General features: G+C 58.7%; 12 protein-coding genes and 3 pseudogenes. 7 read left to right on the plus strand and 8 right to left on the minus strand.

What is annotated here, in order from left to right; translation table 11 throughout:
* Positions 1 to 111 precede the first annotated feature (111 nt).
* A complete protein-coding gene (locus MRBLMC3_RS19875; RefSeq protein WP_363831656.1) occupies positions 112 to 1,293 on the plus strand; it encodes a capsule biosynthesis protein in 1,182 nt (393 codons plus the stop codon).
* A 207-nt stretch (positions 1,294 to 1,500) separates the two neighbouring features.
* On the opposite strand, the gene MRBLMC3_RS19880 is transcribed toward MRBLMC3_RS19875, so the two are convergent.
* Positions 1,501 to 8,172 carry an autotransporter domain-containing protein gene (locus MRBLMC3_RS19880; RefSeq protein ID WP_363831658.1) on the minus strand — a complete coding sequence of 2,224 codons (6,672 nt, stop codon included), beginning with the start codon at positions 8,170 to 8,172 and terminating at the stop codon, positions 1,501 to 1,503.
* Positions 8,173 to 8,357: 185 nt separating this feature from the next.
* Here MRBLMC3_RS19880 and MRBLMC3_RS19885 point away from each other — a divergent pair.
* Positions 8,358 to 9,510: pseudogene (locus MRBLMC3_RS19885) on the plus strand (IS3 family transposase); the annotation flags it as partial.
* Between the two features lie 243 nt (positions 9,511 to 9,753).
* Here MRBLMC3_RS19885 and MRBLMC3_RS19890 read toward each other — a convergent pair.
* The 7 genes and pseudogenes from MRBLMC3_RS19890 to MRBLMC3_RS19920 form a co-directional block, all read right to left on the minus strand.
* Positions 9,754 to 10,508 (minus strand): annotated as a pseudogene (locus MRBLMC3_RS19890) (IS5 family transposase).
* A gap of 211 nt (positions 10,509 to 10,719) precedes the next feature.
* The gene (locus tag MRBLMC3_RS19895) at positions 10,720 to 11,946 is read right to left on the minus strand and encodes a polysaccharide biosynthesis/export family protein (protein ID WP_363831661.1); all 1,227 of its coding nucleotides are present in this window, start codon (positions 11,944 to 11,946) and stop codon (positions 10,720 to 10,722) included.
* 72 nt (positions 11,947 to 12,018) lie between these two features.
* Positions 12,019 to 13,122 carry a glycosyltransferase family 4 protein gene (locus MRBLMC3_RS19900; RefSeq protein WP_363831664.1) on the minus strand — a complete coding sequence of 368 codons (1,104 nt, stop codon included), beginning with the start codon at positions 13,120 to 13,122 and terminating at the stop codon, positions 12,019 to 12,021.
* Positions 13,119 to 14,015 (minus strand): GDP-mannose 4,6-dehydratase, encoded by an 897-nt coding sequence (locus tag MRBLMC3_RS19905; RefSeq protein ID WP_363831667.1) that lies wholly within the window; start codon positions 14,013 to 14,015, stop codon positions 13,119 to 13,121. The genes MRBLMC3_RS19900 and MRBLMC3_RS19905 overlap by 4 nt, the downstream gene beginning before the upstream one ends.
* A gap of 40 nt (positions 14,016 to 14,055) precedes the next feature.
* Positions 14,056 to 15,102, minus strand: a complete 1,047-nt coding sequence (gene gmd, locus MRBLMC3_RS19910) for a GDP-mannose 4,6-dehydratase (protein ID WP_363831669.1) — start codon at positions 15,100 to 15,102, stop codon at positions 14,056 to 14,058.
* A 1-nt stretch (position 15,103) separates the two neighbouring features.
* The gene (locus tag MRBLMC3_RS19915) at positions 15,104 to 17,380 is read right to left on the minus strand and encodes a glycosyltransferase (protein WP_363831672.1); all 2,277 of its coding nucleotides are present in this window, start codon (positions 17,378 to 17,380) and stop codon (positions 15,104 to 15,106) included.
* Between the two features lie 27 nt (positions 17,381 to 17,407).
* Complete coding sequence (locus tag MRBLMC3_RS19920; RefSeq protein ID WP_363831675.1) at positions 17,408 to 18,241, minus strand: class I SAM-dependent methyltransferase; 834 nt, start codon at positions 18,239 to 18,241, stop codon at positions 17,408 to 17,410.
* A 313-nt stretch (positions 18,242 to 18,554) separates the two neighbouring features.
* Here MRBLMC3_RS19920 and MRBLMC3_RS19925 point away from each other — a divergent pair, with 313 nt between their 5' ends.
* The 5 genes and pseudogenes from MRBLMC3_RS19925 to MRBLMC3_RS19945 all read left to right on the plus strand — a co-directional run.
* The gene (locus MRBLMC3_RS19925; RefSeq protein ID WP_363831677.1) at positions 18,555 to 19,292 is read left to right on the plus strand and encodes a class I SAM-dependent methyltransferase; all 738 of its coding nucleotides are present in this window, start codon (positions 18,555 to 18,557) and stop codon (positions 19,290 to 19,292) included.
* Between the two features lie 55 nt (positions 19,293 to 19,347).
* Positions 19,348 to 21,324: a hypothetical protein gene (locus MRBLMC3_RS19930; protein WP_363831679.1), complete on the plus strand. Its 1,977-nt coding sequence runs from the start codon at positions 19,348 to 19,350 to the stop codon at positions 21,322 to 21,324.
* A 61-nt stretch (positions 21,325 to 21,385) separates the two neighbouring features.
* Positions 21,386 to 23,257: a methyltransferase domain-containing protein gene (locus MRBLMC3_RS19935; RefSeq protein WP_363831682.1), complete on the plus strand. Its 1,872-nt coding sequence runs from the start codon at positions 21,386 to 21,388 to the stop codon at positions 23,255 to 23,257.
* Between the two features lie 33 nt (positions 23,258 to 23,290).
* Positions 23,291 to 23,416: a hypothetical protein gene (locus MRBLMC3_RS19940; RefSeq protein WP_363831707.1), complete on the plus strand. Its 126-nt coding sequence runs from the start codon at positions 23,291 to 23,293 to the stop codon at positions 23,414 to 23,416.
* Between the two features lie 281 nt (positions 23,417 to 23,697).
* Positions 23,698 to 24,006, plus strand: a pseudogene (locus tag MRBLMC3_RS19945) (helix-turn-helix domain-containing protein); the annotation flags it as partial.
* Positions 24,007 to 24,131: the final 125 nt, after the last annotated feature.

Raw genomic sequence — 24,131 nt, forward strand, 5'->3', positions numbered from 1 at the left:
CCTGCTTCCTGAATGCCAGAACTATCCTTCAATGCGACCGACGGTGCACACGGGACTACAAGCGCTCCTCCGAAGTCAGGCAAGCGGACCGTCCTGTTGCTGCAAGGTCTCATGGGACCATTGTTCCGCCGCCTCGGCCAGGAACTGATCCGATCGGGGCACAGCGTCTACAAGATCAATTTCAACGGTGGGGACCGCCTGTTCTGGCGCCTGCCGAACGGCATCGATTATTGCGGTTCGCTGGAAGACTGGCCATCGATGCTCGAACGAACCATCAAGGAGTGCGGCATTACGGATGTGGCGTTGTTCGGAGACTGCCGCGAACATCATATGCCAGCCACGCGGGTTTGCCGCGAGCTTGGAGTGCCCGTTCACGTGTTCGAGGAGGGCTATGTTCGACCCGATTGGGTGACGCTGGAACTGGGCGGCGTCAATGGCCATTCCTCTCTCCCGCGCGATCCGGTGTGGTATCGGGAGACGGCTGCGGCATTGCCCCCCGTTCCTGCGCACAGTCAGGTCAATTCTTCTTTCCGCCGCCGAGCGACGGAGGGGCTGATTTACAATGCCGCCGATGTCCTGACCCGTTGGCGCTATCCGCACTGGACCAACCACCGGCCCTGGCATCCTTTGGTGGAAGGGATGGGATGGTGGCGCAAATTGCGCCGGCGCAAGGAACGCGAACAGCGCAGCGCGGAATTGATTGCCCGCCTTGCAGCTTCGGCCGAGCCCTATTTCCTTTTCCCGCTCCAACTTGATTCGGATGCGCAGATTCGCCTGCATTCGCCCTTTGCCGGCGTTGCCGATGCGCTCAGGTTGGTGATCGAATCCTTCGCCAAACATGCTCCGGCCGATGTGCGTTTGGTGGTCAAGGAACACCCGCTCGACAATGGCGTGCGCGACTGGCAACAGGAAACGGCCGATATGGCCTCGCTTTTCGGTGTCGCGGACCGGGTCGATTATCTGGCTTGGGGCGATATCGTTCCTGTTGCACAACAATCACGCGGCGTCGTCACGATCAACAGCACCAGCGGCACCCTGGCCCTGGCCATGGGCGTGCCGGTGGTGGCTCTGGGGCAAGCGATCTACGACATGCCTGATATCACCTTCCAGGATGGACTGGATGCCTTCTGGCGGAATCCGGTCGCGCCAGATGCCGCCACTTTTGCCGCTTTCCAACGCGTGCTGGTCGAGCGTTGCCTGATTCCGGGCGGTTTCTTCTCCGAAGAAGGGCTGAACCGGGTGGTGCGTCATGCTGTCGCCAGGTTCGAGGGCCGACCCTTGCTCCCTGAATAGCAAACTGAAATCGAGGCTGGGCAACTCCGCGACCATGCCGTCGCTTGTATTTCCGGTGTCAGCAACTGCAGGCGCTTTAAATTGCAGCCTTGGTAGCTATTCGCCACAGAGCCTAAAATGGCGGAGGTTCGTTGTCCATCGAGATGGTTCGTTCGCCGCTGCATGATGAGCGGCGAATCGTTCCCGTAAGCGCATCAATTTTACTGGCTAGAACAGAAACCGCAGACCCACCGTCGCACCTTGTCCGCTGCTTTCGGCGCCGAATTCGCTGTTCACGCCAGCATAGAGGGTGGCCGCCGACGAGAGCCGAAGGTTTGCGCCTGCTCCAACTGAGGCCAGCGTCTTGCTGCGCCCGACGCCCGCAACTGTCAGGACATCGGGGACAGCCACATAGGCGGCGCTCGCAAAGCTTTGGGTGCCACTGAGTTGATGCAGGACACCGGCGGAGAGCCACGGGCTGAGGCGCGCTTCCGCAGCGCCGTTCAGTTCGAGCGCGCCCCGCAGGAAGCTGGCCCTGATGCGCCGTCCCTCGACATCCAGAGCCCAGACCGCGTCGCCCGTCTCGCTCGCACTGCCGCGGCGTGAAGAGATGTGGGTGAAGCCGATTTCGGGTTCGAGGTTCCATCCATTGCCTAAACCGAAAGCATGACCCAGCGATATGTCCGCCGTCCAGCTGCGCAGGCGGTAATGGCTGTTGAGCTTGCTGCCGCTCAGCAGGCTACGATCCGTATCCGCCCTGCTGCCGTCATAGCTGAGCGAGGCGGCGATGTGGAAACCGTCCAGTGCCGCCCGCGCGACCGCGCCCGCCATTATGCCGTCGGCCTCGGTCCTGGCGGCAAGTGCGCCGATCTGCTGACGGGCGTCGATATAGCCGACGAACGCGCCGAGCGAAGCCTTTTGTGAGCCGAAGCCGATGCCGGCAAGCGCGCCATAAGTGGAAATATTGGCGCGGGAGGTGCCGAGCGCGGTATCGCCGGGGAGACGGCGCCACCCCCCCAGCGTCTGGCCGAAGGTGAAGAGGCCAGCTTCCTCACCCCGCGCGGTGATCGAGGCGCTACGCAGGGCTGATGCAATGGCAAGGCCATTCTCGATGCCGATCTGCGCTGCCGAAGCATAGCTTTCAGCGTTGAGGCGGGCCGCCGCGGCCTGATTGACCGTACCGTTGGCCAGCAGGAGTGAGGGGGCAGCATTCAACAGGCCGTTCGTCGCGGTACCCGCGATCAGCAGGCCGTTCAGATAATCGACTGTCTGCATTACCTGGCCGCTCGCGCCGTTACCCAGCACAAACTGGCCCAGCAGGTCGATGCTGCGATTGCCCTGACGGACGAAGCCGACCACGGTGGAGGCCTTGTCGATGGTGGTGAAGCTGCCGACAATGCCGCTGGTGGTGGTGATCAGCTCATAGGTCACGCCGGGGGTCAGCGGACGATTGCCGATGATCTTCAGCGTTGCGCCCGGCGCGATGCTGAGCGTTCCATTGATGATGAGCGCATCACTGATGGTCGGCGTCATTTCGAACAGGGTGGCGGAGCTTCCCGACAGCGCGACATTGCCATTGATCGTCATCGTGCCCGGCGAGGAGCCGGGGGAGAGGGTGCCCTGCACAAAGATGTCGCCGTTCACGGTTCCCGCGCTGCCGAAGGTCGCGCCCTGGTTTACCAGGATGGAGGAGGTGTTAAGCACCGATCCGGTGCGGCCGATGAAGCGTCCGCCGGCAAGGATCAGCTGCCCGGTGGCGAAATCGCCCGACAGAGCGAGCGTACCGCTGTCCTGCCGCGTGCGTTCAAAGCCGGTGAAGCTGGAAAGGCGCAATTCCTGCGGTGCCGCATCGGTGCCGCCGGTGGCCAGGATCAGCAGATCGTCGGTGCCATTGGCGACAACCGGCCCGCTGACCGAGGAACCAGCACCGATCGTGAAGCTGTTGCTGCCCCCGCCAAGGGTGACGGGTCCTGCAATGCTGCCCAGATTGACGAAACTGTTCGTCCCCCCTGCGAAGCTCAGGGCGCCGGTAATGGTGCCCAGATTGATCAGGCTGTTGGTGCCGGAGGCAAAGATGATGCTGGTGTCGCTGGCGGTCGTCAGAGTTTGCCCCGCCGCCAGGGTGAGATTGGCATCGCGCAGGACCAGGCTATCGATCGAAAGCGGACCATTGGTGGTGATCGTGCCGGTGCCCGTGATCGACTGTTCCTCGAAGTTCACGAACTTGTCGAACGTCGCCTGGTTCAGCAGGCCACCACCGCTGATGTCGATGACCAGCGCGTCGGTGCCAGCGCCGCCATCGACCATGCCGTTGAGCGTTGCGCCCAGGCCATGGATGAAGCGGTCATTGCCTTCGCCCAGATACACAGTGCCGTTGATGGTGCCGTAATTGGCCATGCTGTCGTCCAGCGCGCCCAGGTTGACCGAGCCGGTGATCACGCCTGTGGCGAGATTGGTTACGCTGTCGGCCGAATCGATCGTCTGGATCGCGCCGGCAAGGAACTGGCCTGCGAAATCATGGTCGGACGCGGTCGGATCAACCAGCAGACTGACGGGCACCATCCCACCTTCAAGGCCACGGATCGTCCCGGCATTGATCAGCGTGATCTGGTTCGCGCGACCTACAAAGGCGGTCGAACCGATATTCTCCAGCCCGGCGACCACGGGATTTTGCGCATCGGCGGCATTGCGGGTCGCACCGGTGGCGGAGATGACGCCGCCTGTTTCGTTCGTCACGGTGATGCGGGACAGGCCGCCGCTGGAGGCATCAACGCTGAGCGCGGCGACGAGGCTCAGGCTCTCCGGGAATGAAGGATACCAGGGAAAGGGTGGCGTGGTGGCGGGGCGATAGCTGGCACCGCCGTCGGCACTCAGCGTGCCGCTGTTGGTGACGCTGATGGACGTGGTGGGTTCACCGGCGATCGGGCCGTCAGTCTCGTCAAAGCCGTTCCTTAGCTGCTCCACCGAGCGCGCATCGCTCTCGATGGAAACGGCTGAGGCGCCCAGACGGTTGGTGCTGATCCCCCCGCTGTTGGTGAAGGCAATGGCCTGGCTGTTCTGGCTGTTCCCCTCGATCCTCACGGCGGGGTCATCCAGCTCGACGAGGCTGCTGGCAGGCGCTGTGATCGTCCCGCTGTTGGCGACGACGATGGAGGTCGCGGCGGAGTAGAGATAAGCGCTGCCGTTCAGTGTGCCGCTGTTGACAAAGGACAGGCTTTCCTGATCGATCGCCCCGTAAAGACCCTGCGTCATGTCACGGGTATCATGCGCCGTTTGGGTCAGCGAGACGGCTGTGTCGTAAAGGGATGAGCTGATCGTGCCGCTGTTGCTGAAAGCCAGCGCCCTGGCTGCGATCGCGGCATTGATCCCGTTCGTCAAATTCCCGCCGTTGCTGATCGTTGCTTTGTCAGCATTGGTGTCGGTGCTGCCGTAGTAGCTCTGACCAAGGGAAAGTGAAACCGAAGGGAGATAGCTGTTGAGGCCCGGTTCGATCGTCCCGTCATTGGCGAAATTGAATTCGGTCGCATGGAGCGAGGCCGACAGGGCTCCCTTGATGCTGCCGCTGTTGCCGATTGCGACATCGTCGATGATCTGGGTGTCGGAGGCGCCCTGAATGGTGACGCCCGTGTTAATGTAAAAATAGGGCGAACTGGGCGAGACGATGGTCCCGCTATTCTGGAATGTGAAGCGATCCTCGCTGCTGGCAATGAGTTCGACGGCTGTCATGCCGTTGACGCTGTTGCTGATGGTGCCTTCATTGGTGAAGCTGCCGGCATAGCCGCCAACTGCGCCGCCGATCTTGCCCTGGTTGATGAAGGTCAGCGTGGAACCGCCGCCGGACAGGTTGAGCGGATCGACCGAAGAGCCCAGCGTCAGCAGTGGTTCCGCGGAGTTTGCCGCGCTGAAATCCACCATATTGACGATCGTGCCGTCGCCTACCAGCGTGAGAGGCTCGCTGATCGGGCCATTGGCGGCGGTAAGCGTAACCACCGTATTTTTGCCCAAGGCACCGACGCCGAACCGCTCGAACCCGATCGGAGTTGAGGGGAGGGCATTGATATCGACGGTCCTGCTGGCATCATAGGCGCGGATGAAGTTGTCCACGCCGTCGCCTGCGTCGATGCTGCCCAGCACCCCAAGCGTATCGCTGGTGGCGACGAAAATGTCGTTGCCAGCACCGAACAGCAGATTGCCGTTCAGCGTGCCGCCGCGATCCACATAGGTGCCGCTGGCATAGCTGGCGCCGCCATAGGGAGAATAGCTGAGGTTCACATCGCCGTTGATCGTGCCGGCATTGCTGACCGCACCGCCGCCGGCAAGGGTGATGGCTTCAAGGCCCGCGCCGCCGGTGATGGTTCCACCGGTCTCGTTGACGATCACAGTGGGCGCATAGCCGCCAATGATCGCCCGCGCGCTGGTGCTTTCGATCGTGCCACTATTGCGGATCGTGGAGGCGCTGTAATCGCTGGCATAGACCGCGCTGCCGGAAGTGCGGATCGTGCCGCTATTGGTGAGATCGCGAAAGCTGGATACGCCCACGGCCGCAGCGCCGCCGCTGACCTCGATGATCATGCCGCTGTTGGTCACGGAGAGAGCGCCTGCAATGGCGGCGCCGCCGTCGAGCAGGATTTCGCCCTTGTTCACGACCTCCTTGCCGCCGCTGATAGCGGAGGCACGCGCACCATAGGGGTTGGTGGGCTGGGTGAGGCTAATGCTGCCCTCATTGATGAAACCATCGAGCTGATCCAGCATAACGACGCTGCCGGCATAGAACGCGGAATTGAAAGCTGCAGTAAACGCACCCCGGCTGACGATCGTCGTGCCGGTCTGGACATAGGGGGTGCCGGAATCACCGGGCAGGCTGAAGCCATAGCTCGAGGCGTTGATCAGCGTGACATTCTGGCCGGAGATGTCGAGCGACAGGTCGACGCTGCCCTTGCCGTAAAGACTGAGTTGAGCGCCGCCGGTGGAGCCTGTCACGCTGAGTTGCTTGCCCTCGGCGATATCCAGTCCGACCGTTTCGAAATTGGCATAGTTACCGAGCGTGATCGCGGCGTCACCCTTGATCCGCGCCAGCAGTTGGTCGATCCCGTCGCCGCCGTCGAGCACCCCGGAAATGCCGGTGAGGAAGCCCTTGGCGCCCATGACCCCATCGAAAATATAGCTGTCATTGCCGGCGCCCAGCCGTACGTCACCGGTTACCGTCCCACCTTCCTGCATGATGAAGCGGTCGCTGCTGCTGCCGTTTCCGGTAAGATCGACATGGCCGATGATCGAGCCGGCATTGGTGATGCTGGTGGAACTGTAGGAATAGGGGCTGCTGTCGGGCAGGATCGCGATGGCCGTTGTATCTCCCTGGATGACGCCGCCGGCCTTGTTCACCAGCGTTGCGCTGCTGGCATAACCGCCGCCGAAAAGGATCGCCGGGCCACCGTTTGCCTTGATCGTCCCGCTATTGGTCAGGGCCGTGCCGTAGCCCGACTTCAGCAGGACCGCCGCGCCGCCCGTAGATTCGATGCTGGCGTTATTGGTCAGGGCAGCGCCGTCGATCGAGACGGCAGCGTCGGTCGCGCCTGCAAGAGTGGCCTTGATGGCGCCGTCATTTTGCACGCTGAGCGATGAGGGAGAGCCGGAGCCATAAGCCTCTATCGCCCGGCCTTGCGTGTCGAACAGCCCCTGATTGACCAGCGTGCCCTCGCCGGAGACAGAGAGCCTCGACGTGCCGCTGAAACCGGCGTCGAGCGTGAACTGCGCTTGATTGAAGAGGCTCGCCCGTAACAGGGAAAAGCCGGTCGGGAGCATCGGCGTGCCGGTCAGCGTGGCATCGGCGTCAATGGCCAGGGCAATGGCGTTGACGCCTGCGCCGCCGTTGATCTGACCGATGATCCCTGTTTTCAGCCGGTTATTCTCATCAAGCGCGGCGACGATGATGTCATCGCCATCGCCCAGCAGCACATCACCCACGATGTTCCCTGCCGTGCTGTTAATCGTGCTGGCGCCACGGACCACGATATTGCCCTCGATCCTACCCGAATTGGTCAGGTACAGGTTCGATCCGGCATAGATCGCCTGGCCGCCATTGCTGTTGCCGATCAGGCCGCTGTTGGTAATGGACAGCGGGTTTTGCTGGCCGATGATCGTGGTCCCGGCAGTGGAAGTGATTGTCCCGCTATTGATGACGTATGACAGACCATAGCTGCCGAAGAAACTGTCATATCGGGGCGCAAGGTCGATAGCCGCATTGCCGCGCCCGTCGACCAGGCCGGCATTGGTGATAGTATCGACCGGCGCGGCGATGCCGTGGATCGTCCCACTTTCCTGGTTGGTGATCGATGTATAGCTGACGCCGGAAATGCCGGAGGGACCACGGATCGCGCTGCCCGAGGTTGCGGTAATAAGGCCGCTATTGTCGATTGAGGCCGTCGCGTTGCCCAGATAATTGCTGCTCGACCGCTCGATCCAGATGCCGGTGTCGCCGCTGATGACGCCCTGTTCGCCGACGGTGACCCTGACTCGGCCATGGGGGTAGAGATAGGGGTAGGAATAATAGCCGTTGGGCACCGACGCTCCGGCATAGGGGTCGTAGTTCAGCACGGGGCTGCCATTCTGGATGGTCAGCGCCGCGGCACCCGTAGCGCTGATCGCGCCGTTGACGACCAGATTGGCACGCGCGCTGTTCAGGCGAAGCGCGGACAGGCCCGTCCCCGTGACGGTTGCCCCTTCAGCAATGATGGTCTGGGCGTCAGAGGTAACGGTGAAGGGTTGATTGTCGCCAGTGCAGGTGACGATGCCATTGGCAGTGCTGCAGGCGGCCTGCGCGGACGAAGCGACGGCAAGCGCGGCGACGACACTGGCACCCGCGAGCAGCGCCCATTTGGACGCGCAATTCTTCAGATTCATATTGTACCCCTGTAAACCCCGCTGATGGCGTTACAGGGAGCCGTCGCATCCTTTCAAGCCTAAATCATTCGAGTTTGAAGACAAATTCGTTTTTGGTGAAGCTCAAACATTGTCGCAGCCATATGGACCGGGTGCGAGCGAGAGAGGTGGCCTAGCAGAACTGGCCATTGAGATAAGTGGATTTTCTGCCTGATGGCCAGTATGATTGCGAGACAGGAGCAGAGACGAGCACACGCCCCCGCCGGAACCACATCGGGCTTTCAAGGCGAAGGTGGCACTGGCTGCCGTGAAGGGCGAGAAGACGCTGACCGAGTTGGCGCAGCAGTTTGACGTGCATCCGAACCAGATCACGACGTGGCGTAGCCAGTTGCGGAGGGCGCGGCCGGTGTGTTTGGTTCGGACAAGGCATCGGACCCGGGTGGGCCGCCGGTTGACGGGAAGACGCTGCACGCAAGATTGGCGAGTTGACGCTGGCGAACGATTTTTTGGCCGGCACGCTCGGGGAAGGCCGGTCTGTTGCCGAGCGCAAAGCGATGATCGATCGTTCGCACAGTTTGCCGCTGGCACGGCAGGTGCGGAACTGGGGATCAGCCGGGACAGCATCTATTACCTGCCCAGACCGGTTTCGGTGGCTGATCTGGCAATCATGCGGCGCATCGACGAACTGCACCTGGAATTTCTGTTCATGGGCAGCCGGATGCTGCGCGATCTGCTGCGGCAGGAAGGGATCGAGATCGGCCGCCAGCATGTCGCCACGCTGATGAAGACGATGGCGATCGAGGCGATTTACCGTCGCCCGAACACATCGAAGCCGACTCTGGGGCACAAGGTTTATCCCTATCTATTGCGCAAACTACCGATCGGCCCGACCAGGTCTGGGCGACTGGCATCAGCTATATCCCGATGGCGAGGGGGTTCGTCTATCTCGTGGCCGTCGTCGATTGGTTCAGCCGCAAGGTCCTGGCCTGGCGGGTGTCGATCACGATGGAGGCCGACTTCTGTGTCGAGGCGCTGGAGCAAGCCCTAGCGCGCTACGGCAAGCCCGAGATTTTCAACACCGACCAAGGCAGCCAATTCACCAGTCACGCCTTCACCAGCGATGCTGCACCGAGAGAAAATGCCATCAGCGTGGACGGTCGTGGTACACGGCGCGACAATGTGGTCGTCGAGCGCCTGTGGCGCTCGGTGAAATAGGAGGAGGTTTACCTCCGCGCCTACGCCGTGGTCAGCGAAGCCCGGATATCGATCGGTCGCTATCTGAACTTTTACAACGCAAGGACGCCGCGTTCGAGCCTTGGCGCCCGGACCCCGGACCAGGCATATTTTGACAACCTGCCAATGGCGATGGCAGCATGGATTTGGCCGCCGATATGGAGTGTCACTCCGGTCGGGCTTCGTTCTCCCTGCATGACGCCCCATATCGGCAGTCGATGATGAAACCGGAAGATGATCACTTGTCGAATGCCGATCCCTGTTCAGACTACGCCGGCCACCTCTAAGCGGCGTTGGTCAGGCCGGTTGAAACAATTAAGGCCGGAACCCAAAAATTCTCAAAGCTTTATCATTTTAGGTCCGGACTCACTACAGCCAGAAGATAACGGGTGCGGCGAGGCCGATGGCGCCCATGATATTTTTGAGATTGCGATCGAAGCGGGTGGCGATGCGTCTCCAGTCCTTGAAGCGGCAGAACATGCGCTCGATGACATTGCGCTGTTTGTAGATTGTGCGATCGTAATCGTACTGGATTTTGCGGTTCTCGCGCGGCGGGATGACGGCCTGGGTACCGCGCTCATCCAGCCATTCGCGCAGGGCTTGGCTGTCATAGCCTTTGTCGGTGACGAGTTCGGCCGAGGGCGGCATGGCCTCAATTCAAAGCTGCGCGACCTTGCAATCATGGACATTTCCGGGCGTCAGGAGCAGGACGCAGGGGCGGCCTTTCTCGTCGCAGACCGCGTGAAGCTTGGTGCTGCGTCCACCTTTCGTGCGGCCGATACCATGAGCCAAGGCCCCCCTTTTCCACCCCCGGCGCAGCGATGGACCTTGATGCAACTGCTGTCGATGAACAGGCGATCTGGAGCGTCGCCGGCTCCCGCCAGCGCACTGAAAATGCCTTCCCAGATGACGCGCTCGGACCAGCGGACGAACCGATTGTAGAGCGTTTTCTTCGGACCATAGACGTCAGCACAGTCCGCCCAGCGTCCGCGGCAGCGAAGCGCGTGGATGATCCCGCTCAGCACCCGACGATCATCCACACGTGGCTTACCGCGAACATCGGTCGGAAGCAGCGGCTCGATCCGAGCCCACTGCGCATCGGAAAACCAAAAGAAATCAGACATCTCAGCGCCTCCTCGCTGAAACACTGAATCACAATCTGATCACCGTGGGAACATGGTTATTGGGTCCGGACCCTAGCCTTCATATCCATGAACTCCCATATGGGCCAGCGACATCAATAAAGCCGAATGAATGGCCGGGTATATGTCAGCACCCGACTTCGCCAAGCTTCCCAAAAACCGCTTGCATCCTCAGGACCGTCCACAGATGGTTCTAGGGCGCCACCGCAACCGCAGTCGCGACAGGAAGAACGGTAGAATAGATGACGTTCACGAATTTCTGAATGTCTACCAATGGTGCATTGGAAACATATAGAACATCTTTATCTTTGATAGGAAATCCTTGAGCAACAAAGAATATTCCCGGATCCTTTACGTCAATCTGGTAAATCACCGGAAGTTTTCCATCAGGTGTCAGACGCGCATTGACACGCATGGCGGGATCAACAGCTTCAGGCTTCTCTAAACGGAAAATGAACACTCCGCGTGTATTAGCCCGATTGTCCTGCAAGCCCGCAATTCTACCTAGAGCCTGCGACAAAGTGATGCCGGTCCCCTCGAATGGCAGTTCTTCATTACGGCCTGCGGCGCCGAGCGCGGTGAAGCTGTAAGGTTGGTACAGCGCCGTCACGACATCGTCGGGCTGCAGGCGGATGTTCTGGCGAGGATCCTTGATGACTCCTTCCAAAGGCATCGATGCGATCCTTCCGCCGCGAGTGATCTGGACCGTCATTTTATTGATGGGCTGCTTAACACCTCCCACCGTAGCCAGTACCTCCAGCAGGCGTTCGCCCCGGGCGGTCAGCGGAACGCGCGCGCTATTCGCGACATCGCCCACCACCGTCACATTGGTCGTGGCGCTGCGAACCGTCCGCACGACGACTTGCGGATCGTGCGCCATGCCAATCAGCCGTTGCCTTATCGTCTGAGCAACCTGCTGTAGCGTCCGGCCCGCCACCTGAACATAACCGATAAATGGAATCGTGATACGACCGTCGCTATCTACCATCTGTTCCGGCAGCGTAGTCCCGCGGGCCGTTGCACCGGACGAGACGATGCGTGGATCGCCACCGCCGGATCCAAACAATGCCGCCGGTGGCGCCTCCCAGACAGCGATGTCGAGCACATCGCCCCGACCGATCATCGAACCCACCGGGGTGCCATCCCCTATGGTGTCGGCAAAATAGGTGCTTCCTTCGTTGGCGATTACCCGCCGTGCCACCACATCGGTTACCGGTATGATCTTGATATCGCCATTGATGGATGTGCTTCCCTTATCGGCCAGTTTGTTCACCGCATGGGTAGAAGGGCCGCCCGCCGGCATGATCGAACAAGCGCTCGTTGCACAAACCACTGCGCCCAATAATGCGAGCCGCGGGGCACTAAAAATAGGATTCATTCCTGGTCCAATGACAAACGGGGCTTGGTCTAGCCCTTTCAAACTATATCCGACGTGCTCATGCACGAATAGCCAACGGGGAGCAAGCGCTGAGCCGGCCCATCTTTTACGGCCTCACGCCGCCATGACGCGACGGTAAACGTCAAGTGTCCGTTCTACGCAAATCTCCCAGCTATAGCCTGCCGCAACCCGCCGTCCGTCTGCGATGGTCCGGCCACGCAGATCATCATCAAGCAGGCCCGCGCTTATCACAGCAGCGAAGCCATCGATATCGTCAGGATCGATCATCAAAGCCGCGCCCCGTGTGATTTCGGGGAGGCAGGAACGATTCGAGGCGATCACCGGCACTCCACTCGCCATCGCTTCCACGGGAGGCAGGCCAAACCCCTCATAGATGGACGGATAAAGGAAGAGAGCCGCATTGGCATAGAGGATCGGCAACTGTGCTTCCGGCACATAACCCAGGAACCGGATCTTCCCCTCGGCCCGGTCGATCAGGTCATGGATTTCCTCATTATGCCAACCGCTTGCGCCCGCGAGCACCAAGGGCACGGATATTTCCTCGCGCTCCGTTGCCAGCAGGAAAGCACGGATGGCGTTGACAAGTTTCTTGCGCGGTTCAATCGTGGCGACAGACAAACAATAGCCGTCGGACTGAAGCCCGAAACCCTTGAGCACCGCCTGCGCAGCGATGGACCGGTTATGCGGCCCAAAATCCGGCGAAACGCCTAGGGGGATCGCGGTGACGGCGTTGACGTCGACGCCGAACCACTCACATAATTCTGTCTTTACGGTCTGGCTGTCGGTGATGATATGCTGCGCCCGACGCAACGAACTTGGAAAATGTTCGTCAAAATATCGGCGCCGTTCCTCGGGATGCGTTTCGGGGAACAGAAAGACCGAAAGGTCGTGAACCGTTATCACTCCCCGTTGCGCGCCTTCGGGCAGGAAGAAATTAGGGCCATGGAGTAGCCGTCGGTCGAATTCGCGCCGTGAGCGCCAGCGAGCCAGCCGTTTCCAGCGCCGCAAAGGGTTGCGTATGTGGGGCACCTCCTCGATCAGGAACGGCGCATAATCTTTCAGCCAGCGCTGGTTACGGAAATATGCTAGATCGTCCACTTCCGGATGGCGGGAAAGATAGGTACACAGATTGAGAGTGTAGCGACCGATCCCCGAGAGCTGCGGCGTGAGGGAATCGATATTGAGCGCGAGTCTCATCCGTCCGCCAGCATCCAGGCAATCGTATCCTCGATCGGAATAGCATTGACCGGACCAATTATCTGCTCGAGGGCCGCCTTGCTTCCCACAAGTACCTTCACTTCGTCGCGACGGACGAGATTAGGATCGATCTCGATTTCAATGGGATGACCCGTCTTCTTTTCGGCCATTGCGAGGATATCCCGCAACAGATGCGCTTCACCCGAGCATATATTGAACGTGCCGCCCAAGGCCTCTTCGCATTCGAGAAGCCGAATATAACAATCCACCAACGTACGGACATCCGAAAAATCACGGGCAACGTCGACGTTTCCAAGGCGGATGGACGGTGCCCTGCTACGAAAATGCTCTACGATCTTAGGCAGCAAAAACTGCCGGGATTGGCCGCGTCCCGTATAGTTGAAGGGCCGGGTCACGATGATTGGCAACCGCCCGCTATAAATCCGCGCGAGGGACTCAACCGCTTGCTTGCTGACGCCATAGTCGTTGGCAGGCTGCGTGGGCATGTCCTCGCTCAATATGCCTTCCCGCCTATTGCCATAAACGTTTGCGCTGCTCGCCACCAATATTCTGGATGGCGTAACGTCCGCATGCGACAGGAGGTCGAACAGGTTGCGAGTACCAATAATATTCGCTTGGTAAAGTTCCGTCACATCAGCATGCGCCACGAAGGATATCGCAGCGAGGTGCACGACCCAGTCGGCACGGCAGGTCGCAATCATCTCCTGAAGCGAAGCGACGTCGGTCAGGTCGCAGGCGTGGACTTCCACACCACTCTCCAGCAGGCCGGCCGTCCGGGATAGGCCAATGACGTGATGCCCACGCTCAAGAAGCGCCGATGATAGATAACGGCCTGTGAAACCGTCAGCACCGGTGATCAGGACCTTGGCCATTACTCAGAGCTCGTTAGGCAGTGATGCAAAACAAGGACGGTCAAAGTACCGCAAAGCTTTCGCCTGGGGCGCCCAACCGCTTGAGATCGGCATGCACCATCATAGAGCAAAGCTGCTCAAGCGTCGTGTCGCTGCTCCACCCTAACTCTCGCTTAGCCTTGCCGGGATTACCGATCAGCAGATCCACCTCGGCAGGACGATAGAAGCGTGGGTTGATACGCATCAAGGTACGACCGGATCGCTGGTCAATGGCGACTTCCTCTTCGGCCTCTCCGGAGAAGCTTACGGAAATTCCGGCGGCCTTGAATGCCATCTCCACAAAGTCGCGGACGGTCTCTGTTCGTCCCGTCGCAAGCACATATGTATCAGCAACGGGCACCTGCAGCATGCGCCACATGCCCTCAACATATTCCTTAGCAAACCCCCAATCACGCTTCGCATCAATATTGCCGAGTTCGAGGCAATCCTGCAGGCCAAGCTTGATCCGCGCGACAGCGCCGGTGATCTTGCGAGTCACGAATTCCGGACCGCGCAGCGGGCTTTCATGATTGAACAAGATACCGCTCGATCCGAAGATATCAAAGCTCTCACGATAATTGACCGTGATCCAGTGCGCATAGAGCTTTGCAACGCCATAAGGACTGCGCGGCCAGAAGGGCGTTTCCTCGGATTGAGGTACTGCCTGGACCTTTCCGAACATCTCGGATGTGCTGGCCTGATAGAAGCGAATCGTAGGATTGACGATACGGATCGCCTCCAGCAGATTCACTGCGCCCACGCCGGTGATTTCCGCCGTGGTGACCGGCTGGTCGAACGAAACACCGACAAAGCTCTGCGCCGCAAGATTATAGACCTCGGTTGCTTCCGATTTCGCCAGCAGGCGCACAGATGAAGCGAGATCGGTTAGGTCATGTTCGACAAGAACGAGATTGGGATGATCGATGATCCCAAGATATTCGATTCGCCAGAAATTGACCGAACTGGTACGCCGATAAGCACCGAAGACCCGATAGCCTTTTCCCAGCAGCAATTGGGCGAGATACGCGCCATCTTGACCTGATATACCCGTTATGACAGCAGTTTTCATCTTATGCGCTTGCCTTTCGAGTACCAAATATACGTTTCAATCCCAAGGCGGTCGGACGCTCCAATCCACTCACTCTCACCTCACGACCCGATGATGTGTACTCGTCCGAGCGCAATATGCTTTTGAGCATATCGCGACGCGTGGTACCTTGGTCAAGCAGCAACAGATGATGGTTGTAGCCGGACGGATCAGCCTTGCGCCCCAATATCCGCTCGTACAGGAAGTCGACGAAGGATCCGGGATCCATCGCCTCGAGATCTGCGAGGGCAAATACGGAGGCAGTCTGCGTATCCGTTGCACTTTCGGGCGTGGCCCGGCGCGTATTTTCCAAATGGCCCAGCCTGCGTTCGGCATCGAATAGGCGACGAAGAACGTCGCCTTGTGTGATGCGCTCTTCCAGCAGGTGGTAGACATCCGGGCTATCGGGCAACGAATGGAGGAAGTCGGCAAAGCCGCTGGCCCAATCCCGCCAATCCTCAGCCTTGCTGTCATCAACAGATGACTCGCCCGCCTGGATTGCTGCCGTGACGGCTGCAGGCATGTCGCTGTTCCTCTTGAACAGGGTAACACCTTTAACTGCATCGAAGCTCTTGAGGATTTCCCGGGTGGCCGGGATATCGCGCGCTGCGATGGGCTTGCCCAAAGCCAGCGCGTGCATGATGGAGAAGCCGAAGCCCTCATAGTAGGAGGGCAAAACGAACACACTACTCTCTGCCATGGCGGCGATCATATCCTCATCGGACACATTGCCCGCCGGAAGATTGATGATGTTCCCGCGCTGTTCGCTCCCGTCCCCCAGCACGGCAAACTGAAGCGACGGCAGTGCTTGGGCCAATTGCTTAGCCGTCCGCAAGGAGTCCTTATGCGTGAAGTGATTGCCTGACACAAACACATGACGGGCACCCCTTCGCGCATTATTATAACGCTCAGCATAAGCCGTAACCTTGGTCGGCAGCAATCGTGCGTAGGACCGGCTTTCCCTCGAGACCGGGAAGCTTCGTTCAAAAATCTGCTTTGAGAAAGCGCTGATGTACATCAGGCCGTTGGCGCTTTTTGCAACGTAATTCCAAAGTGAATCGATTTTCTGCTCGACCCGCAGATATCCACAATCCCAGGATATGACGTCGAGCATCCCATAAACATTGATAGGGGCCAACATTTCCATGATGTTGATGGCATTCAGGTTATAAGGCTGACCGAACGACACAGCGATGGCATATTTTCCCTGCACTTCTTCGGTACAGGCAAGACGGTCGAACTGCTCGAACCCATGGAAGCTTGCCACGTTACGGCGGGCGAGCAGCGTGATGTTGAAGCGATCCGTCGCACACTCATTGAGGTATTCTAGGACATTGAGGATCAGTTCGTTGGTGCCGTTGAACGCCGGTCCCATCGACAGCAGATTCACGACAAGATTGAGACGCCCTGCCTCATCGCGAACGAGATTCCGAAGCATTTGCTCCGCGCGATATTTTGCGGACGCCTCATATTGCATGATGAGCGGGAGGAACTCCGGATGACGCTCCATCATCTTGTTCAAATTGCCGCTGCGATGCGCTGTTAGGTCGATATCGTGCAGCAGGAACGATGCGGAGCCAGCATGATATGCGAAAGCATGATTTGCCAACACCGATCGGAATCCGACCTTGTTCGCGCGCAGGACGAGATCGTTCTCCTCCTCATAGCCTACGTCGAATATCTCATCAAGGCCGTGGAAATCATCGAGAATGACGCGCTTTATGAGCATGTAGAAGCCCACGGCGGTGGGCGTGAACGTATAGCGCGGCAAGTAATGGGAGACGCTCGCCCATACCGAATAGCATGAGGCAGGATCGATCGTGGCACCAGCCAGCGCGTGAGGTGTCTGGGGAAATGTGCAGATCGAGGCGTTGTTGGAACGCGGGCTGACAAACCCGATTTGTTCGTCCAAGAGCGCAACCCCAATCATTTCGGCCAGGGTATTCTCGAAGGTCACCGTATCGCTGTTCACCAAAATGGCGTCGCCCCCCCGCGCACGAGCCGCAGCGATACCCTTGTTCACGCTGCGGACAAAGCCGACATTTTTCTCGTTAGAGATGAGGACATCAATTTCGCCGGCTTTCTCCGCCGCCGCAAGATATTCCGTAACCGGCTGATCATCAGGAGAGTCGTTGATGACAATCACCCGAGGCTCGAATGCAGCGATCTCCCCAAGATTCCGACGCAGAGAGTCGAGGCAGTCCTTTACCAGGGCAACATTCTTGTAGACCGGAATGATGATATCAATTGGATCGCGCATGGCTGACAACCGCTTCTAGGATATCGATCAAGACTGGGAGCTGAAATTACTACGATCCACTACAGGCGTGAAAACTATCTCATCCTGATCGACCATCGGGAGCGGCTTCCTGACAACGATTAGATCCTGAAGCGAAGAGCCGATGTTGCCGCCCATCCAGCAACCATATTCAACCTTCATGATCGCAAGGCCAGCTTCCCAAGTCATCGCTTCAAGCAATTGTTTGTCGAACGCGATGAAAGCCAGCGGGTCATTCTGCTCACCCCATAGAACCTCGCCGTTATCGACATAGGCTTTGTTGACGAGCGGGAAGATCGTCTGACTATGATCGATCATCTTGCGCGAAAATTCGGTGAGAGTGAAGCAGGTGAACAGGAAATAACCACCGGGCGCAAGCATCGACTCGACCAGCTTGAGGACGTTAACGAAGTCCTTGCGATCAATGTGAGTGAACACTGAAAACGCGTAGGCGATGTTAAAGTAATCTTTGTATTCTTGCTCGATCTGCGCAAGCGGTTTACGGAACTGATCACCAATGAATTGGTCATAATGGTCGTTTGCACCTTCGATTAGATCGAAGCTGACCTGTGGAAAATGAGGCGCGATGTTTTCCTGACAGAAAGAAATGACGGGAGGCATAATATCCATGCCGACGACCTTCGCCGGCGCGCCGCCACGCAGCAGCGAAACCATGCCGCGACCGATGCCGCATCCAAAATCGAGAATCTTGGATTCAGATGAGATGGGCATCAGCCTGCGGATGAGGTCGGCGCTAGCATTACCAACAACTTCGGGGTCCGTCCCCCCGACCCAGTCATTCATCTCCGTCGACCGCATCTTCTCGAAAATTTCAGAAATCACGCTGATATCCCTCGTATAATCTTGGCGATGCCGCACAAAACGACCAAGTTAGCTTAAAAATCGCCCTTGACTGCCGCAATCCGAAATATTGCGAAAACATGACACTCGAGCAAGCTTTTGCGTCGTTCGGTTATCGCTCCATCCTCCGCCGCGCAAGCGCTATTGAACATCCCCGGCAAATATGTCCTTGCGTACCACCCACCTCGAATAATCGCATGGCATTGCATCTCACCCTCCACACGCTATCACAAGCACCCAGTTCGCTGCAGTCTCGCGAGCAGCATAAATGTCCATAATGCAATTGGAAAGTTTGATGACAAAGCAGGCTGAGAGAGAATATCTGGCGAAGTTGGGGGACGCCGGCGCTCAACATTCCCTTGGCAAGCCCTTCTCCAACGAGGATTGCGGCCTGACACTAAGTTCGATCGGCACCGTCATGGCCTTGATGCCACCTGCTCCCGCCAACATTCTGGATCTAGGCTGCGGCGGCGGCTGGACCAGCATCTTCTTCGCCAAAAGGGGTTATGACGTCACCGGGCAAGACATCGCGGCTGACATGATTGATCTTGCGCAGCGGAACAGCGAGATCAACGCGATTCAGCACAAGGCGCAGTTCGTGATGGGCGATTATGAAACGCTGGATTTCACCGAAAGCTTCGACTGTGCGGTGTTCTTCGACAGCCTTCACCATGCAGACGATCCACAACTCGCCATTTCTTGCGCTTATCGCGCTCTTAAGTCTGGCGGCACCCTCATCACCCATGAGCCGGGCGAGGGTCATTCGACCGCCCCCTGGTCGATTCAGGCCATGGAGGAATTCGGTGTGAACGAGCGAGATATGCCGCCACACCTCATTGCCGATTGCGCCCGTACGGCGGGCTTTCGCCAGCTACGCGTGTTCCCGATGCAACACGATATCCACGAGGTGTTTTATGGCGCGCCGCCGCCCCGGCTGTTCAGTCGAAAGGGCCTGCGCCTGGCCAGGCGCGTTCTCTCCATGCTGTTCACGCCCAACATGCGGCGCAGCTCTATTATGGTGATGATGAAATAACGGAACCTTTGTGATGCTTCCCCCAGACATACCAGCTTCGCCTCGATATTCCTGCGTGACGGACTATGGGAGCCTTTATGCACAAAACTATTTCGCACATGATACGCAGTCGACATCTTTCGACCTCGCTAGCGTGCCGGACATGGTGGCCTCCCTTGCGCACGATCATGGCGACGCCCTCCTCGATCTAGGTGGCGGCAATGGGATATTGGCAGCCCTACTCAGGGATCGCGGGCTAAAGGCGTTCACCGTCGATGCGGCCGATCGGGAACAAGAGAATTACGCTCATTATGATCTGGCGAGCCATAATCCGGAAGCCGTAGGCATGCTTCTATCCGGCCTACACGCATCATTGGGTTTGAAATGGATCGTCACTTGCTTGGATGTGGCGGAACATATCGACCGGGAACATCTCGCCGACTTCCTGCTCAACCTCCGACACCTGACGACCCGCGATTGCATCATCTCGATCTCGACGCGACCCAGTTCGCTGGGAAACCGGTTCCACTCTTCGGTACTTCCCATCTCGACCTGGCAGAAAATGCTCTCTCTTGCGGGGTTTGAGATCGTTGCCGAGAATCTCTTTACAGCAGTCAATCAAGGACATCGTTTTCACGGCGACACGGAGCAAATCGGTGCCGTGGCCCATTGGGAAAGGGCCAACCCCTTCCGCGATGCCAATGCGCATCAGCATTACCTACTCATCCGCCGGAATGCGGCACCCCCTGGTGCACAGGGGTTACGCGATTCCATCGCTGGCTTTCTCGACATCCGTTACCGCAACGACAAGCGCGGCGCGATTAACGTTCCCTTTCCCCCCACCTTCTTCAATGTCAATTTCATCCAGGACTGGTCTTTCGTTCGACCGATCATGGATGTGTACCCCGCCCAGCGCCTGCATCTTCTCTTTCGGGAGGATTGCATAGCGCCGCAATATCTTCATCTGCTCCGAAATTATTGTGAGCGCACCGCCACGCCCTATGCCGTGATCGGCAGCGTCACGGAAGGCTCTTCAGCGTTGTCCGACTGGGGTTGTGGCGCGAATTCGCTCTTCATAACGGCCACCGAAGGGCTTCCTTCACCCACCCATGCGATGAACGCGCTCGTCGCCTGCGAAGCCGGGAGAATAGGCGCGACCACCTTGTCGCTCCAACATGGCGTAAACATCTCGCAGGCTTTCTCCTCATCATGCGACATCGTCGGCACATGGGATCGAAAGACTGCCAATAGGCTGCTCGACCGAATGGACGCAGAAGGCCACCCTTCAGTCCATGCCGTCGGCAACCCCAAATTCCTCGACGCATTGATGCCGCCCGGCGATGGCGGCCTGTCGGTACGGCTCGGCAGTTGGACCAGCGCATTCGAGGCAGTGTATCTCATAGGTCTGAATCTTCACTGGAAGATGCATGAACATGGTGAAGCGGCCACCTATGAATGGGTGCGCCGAACGATAGACCGGAACCCCAACTGCCTGTTCATCCTTCGTCCGCATCCGGACGATCATAGCATCTATGCCATGGCAGACATTCTCCAGTCTCCCAATATCCTGCTTCTGGATGATATGACGCTGCTCGCCATGGACGTATCGATCAGCCGGTTGATGCAGGATGTGGACGGCGTCATCTCCACCAATTCCAGCCTGCACATCGATGCCATGGCCGCCGGAAAGCCGACTGTCATGCTGCCCTCGCAACCCGGATTGACGGAACGGGGCGGACTGCTTGATAGCTCATGGCCGACAAGGACAGGCAACGCACCGGAAACGATCAGCACAGAGGAGTGGTCAACGGGCAAACTGCCGAGCGCGCTCAATATCCCGGCTGAAGTCGATTCCGAATGGTTCGCCCCCAGCGCTGAGACGCTGCAAACCTTGGCTAAACTGGCACCCCATCCCAAGCGCCTGCCCGAGATCGTGGAGCGAACCACTTCGGCCCTCGTGGTTGCGGGGAACAGGCAACTCTCCTTCAACCGTCATCCACATCGGGACATGATACTTCTTTCGGAAGCGCTCAGCGCCTTTGTCGGTGGGTGACGCACTTATCAATACGCATCCGGCATGATAGAGAGCCGACAACATCGTGACAGGGGACAGAATGACGCTCTACCATCTTCCTAAGAGCTATCAATCGCGCGATGCGGTTTCGTATTTCTCGGATATCGAACATGCCCAAGGCACCCCCCTCTATCAACCGGAAGTCTATGAGGTCGCCGAATATTTCCTCCGCAAGACGGGCCGATCGACAGTAATCGATTTAGGTTGTGGTATGGCCTTCAAGCTGGTGACCTTGCCGGCCACCCACCGCATCGGCGTCGATTTCGGGTCGAATATCGAATATTGCCGAGCCCATCACGAGGGAGCCGGCGAATGGATCGAAGCCGACTTCTCCGACGCGGGATCCATTACTCTTGCGGATCGTGCAGGGCCGGACTGTGTAGTGATCTGCGCCGATGTTGTCGAACATCTTCTAGACCCCCGTCCTCTCCTGCGAATTTTGGCGGCATGCCATGCCAAGGGTGCGATCGTGCTAACGAGTACGCCGGATCGGATCCGGGCATGGGGACAGGATCATAATGGTCCCCCGCCGAATCCGTCCCATGTCCGGGAATGGGCGCTCGAGGAATATCGCGAGCTTTTGAAAGACAATGGTCTTCCTTGCATCTACTCGGGTTACACATACGACAATGACCAAGATCTACGACTCGAGACGATCATCACCATCCATGACAAGTCCGCGGCGCTGGACATGGCGGGAGACAGCCCGCCAATAACGCGGCCGCTGGCCATATTGGCGCTCTATAACGAGGCGGATTGCATCGAGCAGGTGATCCGCGATTGGGTGGCGCAGGGTTGCGATATCCACGCGATCGACAATTGGTCCAACGACTCCAGTTGGGACATATTGAACAGGATCGCGGCGGAAGCGCCGGACAGGATCACAATGGAGCGTTTTCCGGAGCAGCCCGGCCCACATTATGAGTGGCGCGACATATTGCGTCATAAGGAAATGATCGCGGCGGCTCATCCGGGTCGCTGGATCATCCATACCGACGCAGACGAATTGCGGCGTTCGCCCTTCCCCGGCATGCCGATGGATCGCGCCCTGAGGCTCGTCCAGGGCGCCGGGGCCAACCGCGTCAATTTCACGCTCATCAATTTCCGACCTACGCCCGAGCATCCCGATGTCTCGCACGACCTTCATGCCACTGGTATATTTTTCGAATTCGCATCCAAACCCGATGAATTCGAGCAGGCTAAGGCATGGCTGCAGCCCCAGCAACAGGTCGATCTGGTCTCCAGCGGTGGACATGTCGCGAACTTCGAAGGTGTCGTGGAATTTCCTTATCGATTCCTTCTCAAGCATTTCCCGATCCGCTCACCCGATCATGGCCGTCGTAAGATCATGATGGAAAGAAAGGGGCGTTGGTCGCCAGAAGAACGTGCGATGGGATGGCATATTCAATATGATGGCTATCATGCTGGATCGCCCTACCTCTGGAATGCCACCGATCTACTCCAGTTCACCGATGCATTCTGGGAGAACCATGGGCTCGCGGTCATCACGGATATCGCGAAGGATGGCCTGCGCAGCACATCGCGGTCCGATCCGCCTTCCGTCCTGCTCTCCACTTCGGTTGAGGAGATTACCAATCACCTAGCCGTTCTGATGGTCCGGATGGATTCGATCGAGGCAGGGAGGGAAGCAGCTCTGCTCGAACAACAGAAGCACGGGGCCGATATCAAAGGCATGATCCACCAGATGCGGACAGCCCATGAGGGCCAGATCGCTGCGCTGATGGAAAGGTGGACTGCCGAACGTAATACGTACGATCATGTCGTCGAGATATTAACCCAGCGCATACTTGCCCTGGAGGAAATGTTGGTAACCATTCGCCACGACATCGCGGCCAAGGAGCAAAGGCTGAACCAGCGCTACAGAACGGCCATCAGGCGTCAGCAATTTTAGGAAGACGAGAGGGGGAGACGGCGCGCCGGCAACATTACTGCCACCGCGCTCACCGCAGCCGTTCGCGATGTTCGCATCTTCCACTCAGGGCGCCAGTTCGCCGCGGGGGTCGGGCTCGTGCCAAACAGCACTCTTCAGGCGGGAACGGATGGGGCATAGCGAAGATGGATGATCGTTATCTGCACCATCTCCTTGCCATAGGTGTAACCGTGGCGCCGAGGCCGCCTTGCGCGGTAGCGGGATGAAGGGCTGATTGCCGTTTGCGGATTCCGGGGTGATCGCGCCCGGCATTCCGATTTGATGTCGCCCACTATTCCGGAATGATGTCGCCCGTCATTCCGGGATGATGCCGCCCGTTTCTGGGCGGTTTGCAGGAGCTGTTCTGGTCGTCGCAGGATCGTCCCTTTTGGGAGGATCGGATGCCGACGGAGAGAATAGAGATGCGCCGTGTGCGAGAGATATTGCGGTTGGTCCGGGACGCGGGGGTTCCAGTGCGGGCGGTCGCGCGACAGCTGGGGGTCGCGCCCTCGACGGTGCGGGAGACGTTACGCCGCTACGAGGCCTCGGGCCTGGAATGGCCGTTGGCGCCGGAGCTGACTGATGGGGCATTGGAAGCACGGCTTTCCGGCGCGGCGGGGACGAAGCAGGGGCACCGACGGCGAGCCGAACCCGACTGGGCGGCGATCAATCGCGAACTCAAGCGCAAGCATGTCACGCTGCAAATTCTGTGGGACGAGTATATCGAACTGGACTTGTAACGGTTTTGCGCCGGTCACCTATCTCATTATGCCACCTTTGCCTCAAAGGCGAGCGGGCTGATGCCGCCCAGATATGAATGGGCGCCGCCGGGAATTGTAGAAGCCGTTGATGTACT

It is taken from the genome of Sphingobium sp. LMC3-1-1.1, assembly GCF_040676285.1.
Taxonomy (GTDB): Bacteria; Pseudomonadota; Alphaproteobacteria; order Sphingomonadales; family Sphingomonadaceae; genus Sphingobium.